Genomic DNA, 16097 nt, shown 5'->3' with positions numbered 1-16097 from the left:
CTCGCCGCGCTCGATCTTCGCGGCGAGCGCGGCGGGTGTGGGGTGGGTGAACAGGTCGGCCATCGGGATGTCCAGATCGAGACGCGCACGCAGGGTCCTGCGCAGCGTCATGATCAGCAGCGAATGCCCGCCGAGATCGAAGAAGCTGTCCTCGGCGCCGACCGGACGATCGAGCACCTCGGTGAACGCGGCGCACAGCACGCCTTCCAGCGGTGAACGCGGGCCACGACCGGCGACCTCGGTGCTCGGCGCGCTCGGCAGTGCGGCGACGTCGAGCTTGCCGTTGACGGTCATCGGTACCGAGTCGATCGCGAGGACCGCGGCGGGAACCATGTAACTCGGCAGCAGATCGGCCAGCAGGCCGCGGACCGACTCGGCGGTGTCGGGTGCGGCCTCCGGTGTGGTGACCACGTAGCCGAGCAGGCGCGCGGAGTTCTTGTCGCCGGTCTTCGGATTGTCGGCGATCACCACGGCGTGCTCGATACCGGGCAATCCCGCGATGACCGAGGCGATTTCACTCGGCTCCACGCGATAGCCACGAATCTTCACCTGGTCGTCGCTGCGACCGTGGAATTCGAGATTGCCCGCGTCGTCGCGGCGAACCAGATCACCGGTGCGATACATGCGCTGTCCGGGGTGTGCGGGGTCGGCGACGAAGCGTTCGGCGGTGAGGTCGGCGCGGTGCAGATAGCCACGGGCCAAACCGATTCCGCTCACATACAGTTCGCCGATCATGCCCTCGGGCACCGGTCGCAGCCAGCTGTCCAGGACGGTGGCGTCGGTATTGAAGATGGGCTTGCCGACGGTGGGGGTCGGGCTGTCGGTGGTGCCGCCGCCGAGGGTGTTGATGGTGTACTCGGTGGGCCCGTAGAGGTTGTAGCCGAGCACGGATTCGGTGTCGCGCAGGTGATTCCACACCGCATCGCCCACGGCCTCGCCACCGAGCAGTACCAGTGTCGGGCGGTGTCGGCCCGCCGCGATGTCGTGTTCGAGCAATCCTTCGGCGATGAGGTGTTCGGCGTAGGTGGGGGTGACGTTGAGGACGTCGATCTTGTGCTCGTCGCAGTAGGCGACCAGGTCGGCGGGATCGCGGCGCAACTGCTCGTCACAGACGTAGACGGTGTGGCCGAAGGCCAGCCAGAGCAGTTCCTCCCACGACATGTCGAAGGCGAACGACACCGTGTGCGCGATGCGCAACCGTCGACCGTCCGCGAGTGCCAGTGCGGGAGCGAAGATCTCCCGCTCGTGGTTGTGCTGCATATTGGTCAGGCCCGCGTACGGGGTGACCACGCCCTTCGGCTCGCCGGTGGAACCGGACGTGAAGATGACATACGCCGGGTAGTCGAGCCGGCGGGGGTTGTCGCGAGTGAAGGTTCCGAGTTCGGCGTCGGTCAGTGCGAAAGCGTCGGTGGCGGCGAGGGTTTCGCGGGTCGACGCGCTGTCGAGCACCACGGTTCGCGCGGCGCGGTCGGGGAAACGATCGGCGGCCGACTCCACCGTGAGCAGCACGGCGGGCGCGGCTTTGCCGAGGATGGTGTGCAGTCGGTCGTCGGGGTGCTCGAGTTCCAGCGGCACATAACCGGCTCCGGTTCGCAATACGGCGAACAGGGCGATCACCATTTCGGTGCTGCGCGGGATCGCCAGTGCCACGAACTGTTCCGGTCCCGCGCCCGCGTCGATCAGCAAGCGGGCCAGGCGGTTGATCTCGCGATCGAGTTCGGCGAAGGTGAGCCGACGTTCGCCCAGGATCAGCGCTTCGGCGTCGGGGGTGGCGGCGGCTTGCTCGGCGAGCATGTCGGCGATGCTCGCGGTGCCCGTCGGATGGCTGATGCCGCGGATCGGTTCGCCGCGCAGTGCGCCGATCTCCAGGGCTGCCAGGGGTGTCGCTGTGGTGTCCTCGGTGGCGATATGGGTGAGTAGACCGACGAATTCGTCGAGGAAGCCCTGCGCGCGGGCCTCGGTTACGAGGTCTGGCCGTGATTCCAACTTCACGGTGAGTTCGGGTCCCGGCGTAACGACTACGGTCAGCGGGTAGTGGGTGTGATCGAGGCTGGTGCCGCCGACGATGCCGTGCTCGGCGCCGAGCTTGGCGTTGTCGATGAAGTTCTGGAGCACGAACAGCACGTCGAACAGTTGGCGGTGGCCGGTCGCCTGGGTGATCCGCGACAACGGTAGGTATTCGTGTTCCATGCGGTCGAGGCGATCGGCGTGGGTCCGTGCGAACACCTCGGCCAGCGTCCACTCCGCGCGCAGGGGGACGCGGACGGGGACAGTGCCGAGGAACATGCCGATGGCGCTGTCGATTTCGGCGATCTCCGGCGGACGACCGGCGACGGTATTACCGAACACGATGTCGGTGCGGCCGAGATAGCGTGCGATCGTCAGCGCTAGCGCGGCATTGAGCACTGTATTGATCGTGACCGAATGCTGGCGCGCCGCATTCTCCAGCGCGGCGGTAACAGCTTCCGACAGCGAGATCGTGCGTACGGTCGGGGTGACCGGCACGTTCAATGGTGCGTCCTGGCTTACCAGGCAGGGCTCGGCAAGGTCGGACATGGCTGTCTGCCAGTACTTTTCGGCCGCCGCGACGTCCTGCCCGTGCACCCAGCCGAGGTAGTCGGCGAATGCGGTGTGTGCGGCGACCTCCTGCGGTGCCACGGTGTAGTAGGCCAGTAATGCGGCGATGAACGGACCGTTGGACCAGCCGTCCCAGAGCAGGAACTGGCGATTGACCGCCAAGACCGTCGCACCCTCGGTGCGGATCGCCGTCACCCGCCACAGCGGGGGAGCGGCGAGGTCGAAACCGGTCGCGCGGTCCTCGGCCAGCACGTCGGCGATCGCATCGGCGCGCTGATCGTCGGATCTGCCGGTCAGGTCGACCACGCGTAACGGCACCGGCACCGTCGAGGCGATGACCTGCACCGGATCGGACAGGCCCGCGTCGAGGAAACCCGCGCGCAGGCCGGGGTGGCGGCGCAGCAGGGTGGCGAACGCGGTGCGTAGCCGGTCGAGGTCGAGTTCACGATCGAATTCGAGGGTGAACTGCGCGGTGTAGATGTCGGCGGTGTCGGTGGCGTAGGCGGATTGGAAGTACAGGCCCTGTTGCAGCGGTGACAGGGGCCAGATGTCCGCGAGCGGGAACGTCGCGGCGGCCTGCACCGCCGAGACCTCGCGCATGCTCAGGTCGAGGTATTCGAGGTCGGCGGGAATCAGCCGCGTCCCGGTGGTCGGATCGCGCAGCACCTCGAGCACTTCACCCAGCGCGGATTCCCAAGCGTGCGCGAACTCCGGTGCGGCCGTGAGGAGTACGTCGAGTTGGTGTCCTCGCTCGTCGTTCCTGGCGACGACTGCCACCGTGACCGCCGCTCCGGTGCGCGGCGACGGCAGCTCGACCCGCGCCGAGCCGAGCGCCGTGTGGTCGAACACCGACAGAGACACATCGCCGAAGCGGGTGTCGGCCAAGGTAATCGCGGCCTGTGGATGCAAATGCCGCAGCAGCGCGTAGTCGACACCGTGCATCGGCGCCCTGCGTTCCTGTTCTCGTGCGTCGGCGAGTGCGAGGGCAGGATCGGTGTGCGGGGTGAGTGCCAGCGGCGCGGTCACCTCGAACCGTCCGATCCGGACGTCGGGCTCGGTGGGCAGGCCGGATCGACCGTCGCGGGCCAGGTCGATCACCAACCCGTCCTCGACACCGGCGACCGGTGTCGTGCGTGCCACGGCGATCGATGTGGCCGCGAGCGCCGCGGCACGCAACCAGGTCTCGGGTGCGCCGAGCTGGGTCACCGCCGCCTCGATCGGTAGCTCGAGGCCTACCACCGACCGCACGGCGCCCGCCGCCGACACCGGTGCGGCACGGTCGGGGGTCTGCGCCGAGTGTGCGGCGTCGACCGGCGAGCTCGCGGGTGGTGCTATCGGCTCTGCCGCAATGTCTTGCGCGGCCCGTGGCGTCCCGGTCGCTGACGAGCACGTCATCGCTACGGCGTCGGCGGCTGATGCCTGTGCGGATTCGCTCATGTGGGTCGCGGCACCCGCCGACCCTGTCGCCGCGGTGGTGTTGCGCGGTGTGTCGGTTCGTTGTGAAGCGACCGCTTCGCCGTCAGTGGATGTCGGTGTGGCGTCGTCGTGCTTCGCCGCCGAGTGTGCGGCGTCCTTCGGTGGCGAGCTCGGGGGTGTTGCCAACCGCTCTGTCGCAACGTCTTCGGCGTCCTGGGATGTCGCCGCCGGTGTCGATGGCGCTGTCGATGGCGTCGCTGCGACGGCGGTCGCGGTATCGAACGGGTGCGCGCGGGTGCGGCGTGCTTGTTGCCAGTGCGGCAGCCGCGCGACGACTTCGGGGGCGATCGCGGTATCGGCGGCCCACTGCGCGTAGTCGGCGAGGCTGCCCGGAGTGCCGGTGCCGCCGCTCGGCTCGGGTCGCCCGTCGCCGTGCAGTGCCCACGCGAGTTCGCCGAGCAGGGTGGTTGCCGCGGTGGCGTCGACGGCGAAGGGGTGCAACGCGAGGGTCAATTCGCCGGCGGCATCGCCTCGGGGTGCAGTCCAATTCGCGGTGATGAGCACCGCGTCCGCGGCGGACAGCCGGGTGCGCGGGTCGAGCGAGGCGACGGCCGCTTCGTGCGAATACCCGTCCCCGGACCCCGCAACGCGCCCAGGACTGCCGCGGCGGCCGGTATACGCGCCGCTCGACTCGGGTCTGCCCGAGTCATCGTCGAGCGAGGCCGAGCCGCCCGGCTCTGCGCCACCAGCGACGACGTGTGCATCGGGTCCCACCGTGGTCCGGCCGCCGCTCGCGTCGAGTCGGCCCGAGTCGGCTGCGATCGAGTTCGAGTCTCTCGGCCGCACACCACCCTCGAGGACGGCCGAACCGGCTGCCGCCGCATTCCGGGCACTCGGGACCACACCGCGCAGATCGGCGACAACGGTGCCGCTTTCGAGCACCTCGAGGTCCCACAGCTCGTCCACGATGTGGGTGGCCCGCAGGCGCAGTGCGTCGTGGCGATCGATGAGCGCTTGCACGGCCGCGCGGACCCGCTGCTCGTCGACGTCGTTCGGGGTCGGCAGGTGCAGCACGAGGCTCTGGTCGAACGCCGCGGCGTCATCGAAGCCCTGACGCAACAGGTCTTCGATACCCGGCAACGGTGCCACCGGGCCGTGCGTCGACACCGGGGCGTCGCCTGGTGCCAGTGGCACCACGAGAACCGTTGGCCGCTCTACTGATTCGGTCAGGGGCTCAGGCGAGCCGCCGCGCGGATGGTTCGTCATTCTCCACTTCCGTTCGGTTGCCCTCGGTGTCGACGCGTGCTTGCCCGTCGGGCGGTATCAGGGTGCGGGGTGGAACCGGGTGATCGCGTTACGCATGTCCTCGCGTTGCAGGCCAGCCGCCTCCAACGTGTAGGTGTAGGGGGTGCGCCACGGGAAGAGGTTGCCCGCCTTCACCGCCGGCAGCGCCTGGAACACCGGGGAGTCCAGCAGTGCCTTGGTGCGTTGGGTGGGCTTGCCGTTCGCATCGGCCTCGAAGAAGACCGCGTTCGCCGAGCCGAGGCGCGCGACATCCTCCAGCGAGATCTGCTGCTGGTAGCGGGCCGGGTTCGGGTCGGCGTCGGGGAAGTAGGTGAAGCCCGACTTGGTGAGCCGCTCGTAGACCAGCGACTTGTTGGTCGCGATCTGGAAGTTGCTGGCCTGCGCCGAACCTTCCGCGTACACGACGGGCCCGACCTCGGCGAGCTTGTCCTTCTCGGTGTCGGCGAGCTCGCCCCAGGACTTCTCCAGGTCGGCCAGGCGCTGGTCGGCGTCGGTGCTCTTGCCGACCACCTCGGCGACCTTGGGGTAGGCCGCCCACACCGCGGTGGGCTCGGGCACCTCTAGCGCGACCGTTGGGGCGATGGCCTGCAACGCCTTCAGGTCGAGAGCCTTCATACCGGGGCGGTACATGGTGACGATCAGGTCGGGGTCGAGTTCGGCGATCTTCTCGAGATTCACCTCGGTCTCCACGCCGCCGACGGTCGGCACATCGCGCACCTTCTCCTGCTGGCTGGCGCTCGCGTTGGTCTTCAGGTCGTCGAACATGCCGACCGGTGTGGTGCCGATATCGACGAGCAGGGTGCCGACCAGCCACCCCGCGATCACCCGCTTGGGTTCGGCGGGAATCTCGACGTCGCCGAGAAGTGTTCCGCTGACGACTCGCGTCTCACCCGATACCTCGTCGGGACCGGTGCCGGAGCCGGTGCCGCAACCGGCTACCAGACCGATGACCGCCAAGGCGATGACCAGCACTCGGCCGGGACCGCTCCGGGCACGTGTGACAGCAGACCTTCTCATATCTCTTCCATTCACCTGGTGTTGTCGGGATAGGATTATTTAACCCGTCGGGTGGGTATTTGTCAGGTTCGTCGCGTCTACCAGTGCCTCGGCCCACAGTTCCGCGATCGTGGACACCTCGCTGTGTCGAACGACCTTCGGGAGGAACGTGAATCGCGCACGCAGCAGCGTGGTGCTGCCGTCGGACTCCGCGCGGACGTTCACCTCGAGCGGATACTCCACCGACAGTTTGGGATTCGGCGCCGCCGACACCGCACGCGACTCGGCGGCGGGACGCCAGTCGCGCGCCTCGGTGAACTCCACCCGACCCAGGTAGTTGAACAGCACCTGAGGTTGCGGCAGTGCGGCGAGGATGCGTGCGGTGCGCGGATTGGCGTAGCGCAGCATGCCGAAGCCGATCCCGCCGTCCACCGCCGCCGCCATCGCGGCCGCGGTGGTGAGGACCGCGGTCTCGGTGTCGGTGTGCGCGGGCAAGCGCACCGGGGTGACGTTGGTGAGCCAGCCGACGGTTCTGGTGAGATCCAGCCCGTCGAGTCCGTCACGGCCGTGTCGTTCCACGTCCACCGTCAGATCACCGTCGGCGACACCGGCATCCGCGCGCCACCGGGTCACCGCCAGCCGCAACGCGGCCAGCAACAGGTCGGTGGTGGGGATGGCACGCGCCGGCGCGAGTGTGGCGAGGGAGACTTCGTGACCGACCTCGATATCGAGGTGCGACAACTGCGACACCGTGCCACTGGCGAGCTCGCCCGCCACCAGATCCGCACCGGGCGCGAGTACCGAACGCCAGTGCGCGAGTTCACCCATCCTGCGGGGTGTCTGCGCCTGCGCGGTGATCGCCTGCGCGTAGCTACGCAGTGAGACCGGCACGGCGTCCAGCGGCTGCGCGTCGTCGGACCGCGCATGGTCGAGGTCTTCGAGCAGAATGCGCCACGACGCGCCGTCGACCACCAGGTGGTGGGCGACGATGACCAGAAATCCCGGCTCGGTGTCGCCGCGGTCGACGTGCGCGAACCGCGCGACGATGCCCGCCTCCGGCTCGAGGCGGTCGGCGGTGGCGTCCGCGATCGCGTTGAGCGCACCGGTCAGGTCGTTCGTCGCGCCCAGTTCCGTGCTGTGGAACAGATCGTCGAGGTCGACGACGGCGGCGGAACGAGTGTGCAGCGTCCACACATGCTCCTCGACCCGCTGTAGCCGCAAGCGCAACGCGTCGTGCCGCGATACCAGCGCGGCGACCGAGGACCGGACGTGCGCGGGGTCGGTCGCGGGCGGAAGTCGCAGCACCACGGTCTGATTCAGCCGCGAACTCGGCCCCTCGCGCTGTGCGAGCCTGCTGACGATCGGGGTCAACGCGACCGCGCCGACGGTGTCGTCGTCGGCGAGTTCACCCGCCACGGTCGCCGCCTCGGCCATGGCGCGCACGGTCCGGCGCTCGAACACCGCGCGTGCGGTGAGCTCGAGCCCGCGTTTGCGCAGTCGACCGATCAGGCTGAGCGCGACAATGCTGTCGCCACCGAGTGCGAAGAAATCGCTGTCCGGCCCGAGGCGATCGACGCTGACTACCTCCGAAATCGCCGCCGCCACCAGGGTTTCCCGCTCGGATAGCGGCTCGGTGTCGCCGGGGGTGTCCCCGGGCTCGGGGGTGAGCGCGGCCAACGCGCGACGGTCGAGCTTGCCGTTCGTGGTGACGGGTAGCTCGTCCACCACCACCAGTACGGCGGGGATCAGGTAGGTGGGCAGGGTGAGCGCCAACTGTTGGTGCACCGTCGCCGTGTGTAGTGCGACGCCCGGCGCGGCCACCAGGTAACCGACGATGTTGTGGGTCCCCGCCGCGTAGGTGTGCACCAGTGCGGCGGCCTGCCGCACCCCGTCGACCGCGTCGAGCGCGGCCTCGATCTCGCCGAGTTCGATGCGCTGGCCACGCACCTTCACCTGATTGTCGCCGCGCCCGCCGTACTCCAGCTGGCCTTCGGTATTCCAGCGTACGAGGTCGCCGGTCTGGTAGAGCCGAGAACCGTTGGTGTCGAACGGGTTCGCCACGAAACGTGTCGCGGTCAGTGCGGGTCGGCCGAGGTACCCGCGCGCGAGCTGCACGCCGCCGAGGTAGAGCTCGCCGTAGCAGCCGACGGGCACCGGAGACAGTTCCCGATCCAGCACATACACCTGGGTGTTCCAGACCGGTGTTCCGATCGGGACCACGGTGCTCGGACTGGCGTCGATCGGCGTCGCGGTGACGTCGACGGCGGCCTCGGTGGGTCCGTACAGGTTGTGCAGGCGCGCGCCGAGCAGCTCGTGGCACCGATCGCGTACGGCCGGTCCGAGCGCTTCGCCACTGCACAGCACGTGCTCGAGCTCCGGAAGCGCACGGCCGTCGGTGGCCGCCTCGGCGAGGAAGGCCGCGAGCATGGACGGCACGAAGTGCGCGACGTTCACCTTGCTCCGGCGCAGGAGCTCGAGCAGGTAGGCGGGATCGCGGTGACCTTCGGGCTCGGCGAGCACGGTGGTGGCGCCGACGGTCAACGGCCAGAACAACTCCCAGACCGACACATCGAAGCCGATCGGGGTCTTGTGCAGTACCCGTTGTCCCGGCCGCACTCGGTACTGGTCCTGCATCCACAGCAGCCGGTTGACGATGGCGGCGTGCGAGACGACCACGCCCTTGGGGAGCCCGGTCGAGCCGGAGGTGTAGATGACGTACGCCGCGCGGGCCGGGTGCTGGCTATTGAACGTTCTGTCCGTCGCCGCGGTGCCGACGTCGCCGAACCGGCGTCCGTTCGGATCGATGACCAGCGTCTCGAGGTCGATCGACGCGTCGAGATCGAGCGGTCGGTCGGCGACGAGTAGTCGAGCACCGGTGTCGGACAACAGGTAACGAATCCGTTCGGCCGGATGCTCCCGGTCGATCGGGACGTACGCACCGCCCGCGCGATGAATCGCGAGCACCGTCACCAGCAGCGCGAAGGACCGGTCCAGTGCCACCGCGACGAGGTCGTCGGCGCCGATACCGCGTGCGGTGAGCACGTCGGCCAGGTCCTCGACCGCGGCGTCGAGCTCGCGGTAGGTCATCTCGTCGTCGCCGAACACCAGGGCCGTGCGATCGCCGTGCTCCCGGCATGCCCGCGCCACCATGGTCGGCAGATCGAGGTCGGCGTCCACGGGCGCATGCGTGTCGTTGTAGGTATCCAAGAGCAGCGCGCGTTCGCTCGGCGCGAGCACCTCGACCGAGCGCACCGTGCTCGTCGGGTCGGTGGTGACCGCGTCGATCAGCCGATCGAGTCGCTCGGCGAGGCCACGCACGCTCGATTCGTCGAACAGTGCCGTCGAATACTCGATGCGCGCCGAAATGCCCTCGCCCGCTGCCTGTTCCAGGAAATCGAAGGTCAGGTCGAACTTGGCCGACCGCACCGAGGGATGACGGACCCGCGCGCGCAGCCCGGCGAAATCGGGTGCGGTGATCGGCTTGCGGTACTGCACCATCGTCTGGAACAGCGGGGTGCGTCCCGGTGCCCGCTGCTGGCCGATCAGGTCGACAACGGTGTCGAACGGCAGATCCTGATGGTCGAAGGCCGCCAGATCCGCCGACCTCGCGCGCCGCAGGACCGCACGGAAATCCGGGTTCCCGGTGAGGTCGAGCCGCAGGGCGACGGTGTTGGTGAACAAGCCGACGATGTCTTCCACACCCGCACTGCTTCGCCCGGACACCGGGGTGCCGAGCACGATGTCGCGACCGCCGCTCACCTTGGCCAGCAGCATGCTCACCAGTGCGTGCACCACCATGAACCCGGTGGCGCCCTCGGTCGAGCCGATCTCGGACAGTGCCCGCGCCGACTCGGCGGAGATCTCGAAATCCACGGCCGCACCGGCGAAATCGGGCCGTTCGGGACGTGGTCGATCGAACGGGAGGCCGAGTTCTTCGGGGGCGCCGTCGAGGGTGGTCGCCCAGAATTGTCGTTGTGCCGCGAGTGGATCGTCGTCTGCGGTGAGCAGTTCGCGCTGCCAGGCCGCATAGTCGACGTACTCGAGTGCGCTTTCCGCTTGTCGTCGCGGGGTGTCGCCGAGCACACGCGCGCGATAGGCGGCCGAGAGGTCGCGGAAGATGATCGGCGTCGACCACTCGTCACCGGCGATATGGTGCATGCAGATCACCAAGGTGTGCCGTTGCTCGTCGAGGCGAAGCAGCGCACCGCGCGCCGGTAGCTCGGTGTCGAGCCGGAACGGCCGCGCGGCGAGGCGGCGCACGTCCTCGGCGAGTGCGCCGAGCGTGGTTGTCTCGTAGGCGAATTCGACCTCGGAGCCGGGTGCGAGAACCCGCTGTACGGGTTCGTCCTCGCTCGGCACGATCAGGGTGCGCAGCGCCGCGTGCCGGTCGACGACGTCACCGAAGGCGCGGGTGAGGCTGTCGATGTCGAGGTGGCCGTACAGGTCGAGCACGAAGGCCAGGTTGTAGGCGACCGAGCCACCGACGATCTGTTCCACCGCCCACAACCGCCGCTGTGCGGGCGACAGCGCGACCAGCTCGCTGTGTGCACGCCGGGTGATCGCGGGAAGTGGTTGGGTAGCAGTCGTGTTCGCGGAATTCTCGTCCGACATCGCTCGGGCCAGTTCCGCGACGGTGGGCTGGTCGAACAGGGCGCGCACCGAGAGGGTCTGTTTCAGCTCGGCCTGTACCCGAAGGACGACGCGCGAGGCGAGCAGCGAATGCCCACCGCGCGCGAAGAAATCGTCCTCGACACCGTATTCCTCGACGTCGAGCACACCGGCGATGATTCGGCACAGCGCGTGTTCCAGCTCGGTGCTCGGCGCCCGCGAGGTCGTGCTGACGACGCCACGTTCGGCCAGTGCGCGCCGGTCGATCTTGCCGCCGGGCAGCCGAGGTAGCTGATCGACGATGTCCACGGCGGGAACGAGATACGCGGGTAGGCGCGCGGCGAGGTCTCTGCGCAGCGCACCGGCATCGGGGACATTCGGGGCGTCTGCGTCGACCACGACGAACGAACGCAACGCGGCCGCCCCCGCGGCGTCGGTGACCGCGACGGTCGCGCTCGCGCGCACACCGGGCGTGCTGGCCAGCGCGGCATCGACCTCGCCCGGCTCCACCCGGTTGCCACGGATCTTCACCTGCCGGTCGACGCGTCCGATGTAGAGCAATGCGCCGTCGGCGCGCCAACGCGCGAGATCCCCGGTGGCATAACGCCGTTGGCCGTCGTCACCCGCCACGAATCGTGCGGACGTGGTGGCGGGATCGCCGTGATACCCGCGCGCGAGCTGCGCGCCGCGGACGTACAGTTCGCCGAGAGCGCCCGGCGCGACCGGACGCAGGAACCGGTCGAGCACCTCGAACGCGGTGCCCGGCACCGGCGTTCCGATGGCGATATCGTCGCCGAACACCTCGTGCCAGCTCACATCGCCCGCGACCTCGGAGCAGCCGTAGGAATTGAGCACGAGCCCGTTCGGGTTGCTCGCGCGCAGCTGGCGCACCAGAGCCTCGTTCGTCGCCTCGCCGCTGAGCACCCAGGTCGTCACCCGTGCGCTCAATTCTGTTCGACGCGCGAGCAATTCGGTGGCGAGGGTCGGCACGGCGGTCAGTTGGGTGACGCGCTCGTCGCTGATCAGACCACCGAGTGCGTCGGTGTCGCGCTGTTGTGCGTCGGTAGCGAAGACGATTTCCGCACCCGCCGCGAGTCCGGCCAGGAGTTCGGTCGTGCCGTCGATGAAGGCCAGCGAGCTCTTCGCCAAGCGCACATCGGGAACCGGCTCGGTCGCTGATTCCGGCGTGGTGCTCGCCGCGCGCGTGGTTCGCGCAGGCGCCTGAACCGGTGCGTTCGGTATCGAATCATTCGATGTCGAAGCGGAGTCGGGCGTGTCCGCCGCGTTCTCGACGCGCTCGGTGGTCGCCGGTTGTGTTGTCTGGGTGTCAGCCGATCCGGGAGGCACGGACTTGCCAGCCGCGGAACGGGAGTTCGCCGCACGCACATCGTTGCCCGGCCCGGCCTCGGACTCCTGCACGCGTGTGCGCACCGGTGCGTTCGGGGTCGAATCATTCAGTGTGGGAGTGGAATCGGGTGTCTCTGCCGTGCTCTGGCTGTATCGGGCGGTGACCGGCGGCGCCGTATCGACCTGTGCCGATCCGGAACGCGTGGACTCGGCCCGTGAGTTCGCCGAACCGGGAGTCGTGCGCTCGAGGCGCGCCGAATCCCATTCGGTGAGCGCCCATTCGATGCGCCGGTTCAATGCGCCGCGGGTGCCGAGCACGCCTTTCGGTCGTCCGGTCGAACCGGAGGTGTAGACCAGGTAGGCGGGATGGCGAGGGTCGATCGTGTCGGCGGATACCGGTCGCGCGGATACCTGGGTGACTACCTCTTCGGCGGTGATTCTCGGTGCGGCGGTGTCGAAGTCGAGGTCGCCGAGAATGAGTGCGGGTGCGCTGTCGGCGAGGATCGCGGCGATTCGCTCCCTCGGGTAGCCGAGATCGATCGGCACCACGGTCGCGCCGGCGCGCAGTGTCGCGAGGATCGCCACGGCCACCGCGAATCCGCGTGGTACGGCGACGATTACCCGATCCTCCTGCCCGATGCCGTCGCGGCACAGCCGTGCGCTCAAACCGGCGGTGGCCGCCTCCAACTGTGCGTACGACCATTGAGATCCCGCGCACCGGATCGCGATCGCATCGGAATTCGCGTGCGCGGCAACCAGTTCGGTCAGCTCGCGCGCCGGCTGCGGGGTGCGGCGACCGTGGCTCCACTGAGTCAGCGCTGCGCGTTCGGCGTCGCACAGGAGATCGATCCGGGCCAGCGGTGTCGTCGGTTGCTCGGCGAGCAGCGCGAGGAGTTGGGTGAACGCGGCGGAGAAACCGGCGATCTCGTCGGGGGAGAACGCGGTCGAATGGTAGAAGAGGTGAATCGTGAGTGTCGGTTCCAGGATCACCGTCACGGTGAGCGGGTAGTGCGTGGAGTCGCGCGGCTGCACCGAGGTGATCGTCAGTCCCGCTCCGGCGGTCACCGCGGCGAGCGCGTCGCGCGAATCCGGGTAGCTCTCGAAAACCACCAGGGTGTCGAACAATTCGCCGTGCCCGGCCACCCGCTGGATCGCGGGCAGGCCGACATGCTGATGGTCCATGGTCGCGGTGCTGGTCTCGTGCACGCGGCGCACCACATCGGCGAGGCTGTCGTCGGGGCGTTGGCGCACCCGCACCACCACGGTGCCGAGGAACATGCCGATCATCGACTCGACCCCGTCGAGTTGCGGGTCGCGCCCGGACACCGTCGAACCGAACAGCACGTCGGTGGAATCGACCGATCGCCCGACGACCAAGCCCCACACGGCCGACACCAGCGAGTTCACCGTGACACCCAGTTCACGTGCGCGCTCGCCGAGCCGTCGCCCGGCGTCGGTGGGGAGATCCAGGGTATGGCGTCGCGGGCGAACAGCCTCGCGGGTGGCGCCGGTGGGTGCGAGGAACGTCGGCCCCGGCACGTCGTCGAGCGCCGCGCTCCACGCGGCCAACGCTCGATCCTGGTCCTGCTCGTGCAGCCAACGCAAGAAATCGCGGTAGGGTCGCACTGCGGGCAGCCCAGACGCGTCTTCGCTGGTATAGAGCGCGAACAGGTCGCGAACGAACAGCGGCGAGGACCATCCGTCGAGCAACAGATGGTGGTTGGTCAACAGCAGCCGGAATTGTTCGGGGCCGAGCACGGCGAGGGTGAGGCGCAGCAGTGGCGGTGTGGCGGGATCGAAGCGTTCGCCGCGGTCGGCATCCAGGATCGCCGACCACTTCCGCTCGGTGGCCTCGTCGTCCAGTTCGGTGAGATCTACCGCCCGCCAGGGGATCTCGACGTGCGACGGAATCAATGCCACCGGCTCGCCGGTCTTGCGGGTGCGGAAGCACGCGCGCAGGTTCGGATGCCGATCCAGCACGGCCGCGGCGGCAGCACGTAAACGCGCGGGATCGAGCGGACCGCTGATATCGATGGCGGCCTGCACCGTGTACACATCGATGTTCTGGTCGAGCCCGCTGACGAACAGCAGGCCCTCCTGGAGCGGGGTCAGCGGCAGGATGTCACTGATCTTGCTGCGCGTCGCCCCTGTCATGATCCCGCGCTCCGCTGCGCGAGCGCCGAGCGCAGCGCGCGCCTACTGGTCTTGCCGACACCCGTCTCGGGGAAGGTGTCGATCACCTCGAGCAGATCCGGCAGTTTCCATGCGGCGACACCTCGTTCGCGCACGAACTTGCGCACATCGCCGAGCGTCGGCGGCTTCGCGATATCGGCGGCGAGGACGAACGCGCAGGTGCGCTCCCCGAGGTGGCTGTCGGGGACCGAGACGATGATGGCGTCGCGCACCGAGGGATGAGCGAGCAGATGCTCCTCCAATTCCTCGGCCGACACCTTCTCGCCGCCACGGTTCACCCGGTCGTCGCGGCGACCGCGTACCACGAGATTGCCGTCCGGACGCAGGCACACCACGTCGCCGGTGCGGTACCAGCCGTCCTCGGTGAACGAGCGCGCATTCGCCTCGGGATTGTTGTAGTACCCGCGAATCGTGTACGGCCCCTTGGTTTGTAGCAGTCCGTCGGTGCCCGCTGGAACGGGCGCTCCCGCTTCGTCGACCACCGCGATCTGGTCGTGGTCGGACATGGGGCGCCCCTGGCTGGCGACGATGATCTCCTGCGGGTCGTCGAGCCTGGTGTAACAGACCAGCCCCTCGGCCATCCCGAAGACCTGTTGCAGTGTGACGCCGAGCGCGGGGCCGAGGCGAGCGGCGAGCTCGTCGGGGCAGCGCGCGCCGCCGACCAGCAGGACCCGGAGGCTCGAAAGGTCATGCGGGGTACCGGCTTCGGCGCGTTCGGCCCAGAGCCGCGCCAGGGGAGGGACCAGCCCGGTGATCGTCGCACCGAAACGTTCGACGGCGGCGAAGGCCGTGCTCGGTGCGGGATCGGGGGACATGGCGACGGTGCCGCCCGCGTAGAGCGCACCGAGGATGCCCGGCGAGCTCATCGGGAAGTTGTGGGCGACGGGCAGTGCGGCCAGATACACGGTATCGGCGTCGAGCGCGCAGAGTTCGGCGCTGCGACGCACACTGTAGAGATAGTCGTCGTGTGTGCGGGGGATGAGCTTGGGGATGCCGGTGCTGCCACCGGACAGCTGGAGAAACGCCACGTCCGAGGCCGCCACTCGTTCGAATTCCCGTGCGGGCCCACGCAGATCGGCCAGGCCGAGGGTGTCCTCGGGGACCGCTGTCCCGTCCCGGTCGCCGACCACGATCACGTGCCGCAGTGCGGTTGCTTCCGCGCGCACGGTGCGCGCGAGCGCGGCATGGTCGAACAGCTGGTGGTGGTGCGCGGTGACGATCGCCACGGCACCGCTGGCCTGCGCGATCGGCGCCAGTTCGGCCTTGCGGTGGGCGGGCAGACAGAATACGGGCAGCGCGCCGAGGCGGAACAGGCCGAAGATCACCTCGACGAATTCGGCGATATTCGGCAGTTGGACCAGGACCCGGTCGCGCGCGACGATCCCCAGCTCGGCGAGACCCGACGCGAGGGTGGTGACGCGGCGGTCGAGTTCGCGGTAGCTCCACCGGTGTTGGTCGTCGACGACCGCGATCGCTTCCGGCGTCGTGCTCGCGCGAGCACGCAGCAGGTCGTCGAAGGTCTCGCCGGTCCAGTACCCGAGGCTGCGGTAGAGCTCGGTGTCGGCGGCGGGCCACGGTGTGTAGCCAGGCAGGGGTGTGTCCAACGTCGGGCCCTTCCAGAGGTCGTTGTATTCGGTCGCAATATTAGTTTAGGC

The 16097-nt window shown here is 68.8% G+C and carries 3 protein-coding genes and 1 pseudogene; all 4 read right to left on the bottom strand.

Annotated elements, in window-relative coordinates; genetic code table 11:
- Positions 1 to 15: 15 nt before the first annotated feature.
- Positions 16 to 3177, bottom strand: a pseudogene (locus ABEA50_RS30970) (non-ribosomal peptide synthetase); the annotation flags it as partial.
- Between the two features lie 2139 nt (positions 3178 to 5316).
- Complete coding sequence (locus tag ABEA50_RS16670) at positions 5317 to 6315, bottom strand: ABC transporter substrate-binding protein (RefSeq protein WP_345496301.1); 999 nt, start codon at positions 6313 to 6315, stop codon at positions 5317 to 5319.
- Between the two features lie 39 nt (positions 6316 to 6354).
- Positions 6355 to 14403, bottom strand: coding sequence for an amino acid adenylation domain-containing protein (locus tag ABEA50_RS16665; protein WP_345496300.1), 8049 nt, complete (start codon positions 14401 to 14403; stop codon positions 6355 to 6357).
- Positions 14400 to 16046, bottom strand: a complete 1647-nt coding sequence (locus tag ABEA50_RS16660; RefSeq protein WP_345496299.1) for a (2,3-dihydroxybenzoyl)adenylate synthase — start codon at positions 16044 to 16046, stop codon at positions 14400 to 14402. Before ABEA50_RS16660 ends, ABEA50_RS16665 begins: the two co-directional genes overlap by 4 nt.
- Positions 16047 to 16097: the final 51 nt, after the last annotated feature.

The organism is Nocardia callitridis, assembly GCF_039543305.1.
Lineage (GTDB): Bacteria > Actinomycetota > Actinomycetes > Mycobacteriales > Mycobacteriaceae > Nocardia > Nocardia callitridis.
The sequence above is the reverse complement of the archived record's forward strand: the minus strand, read 5'-3'. Positions and strand labels throughout refer to the sequence as shown.

What these genes read in the sequence shown, in the direction of transcription:
- ABEA50_RS16665 (WP_345496300.1), bottom strand. Translation starts at nt 14,403, where the DNA reads ATGACAGGGGCGACGCGCAGCAAGATCAGTGACATCCTGCCGCTGACC.
- ABEA50_RS16670 (WP_345496301.1), bottom strand. Translation starts at nt 6,315, where the DNA reads ATGAGAAGGTCTGCTGTCACACGTGCCCGGAGCGGTCCCGGCCGAGTG.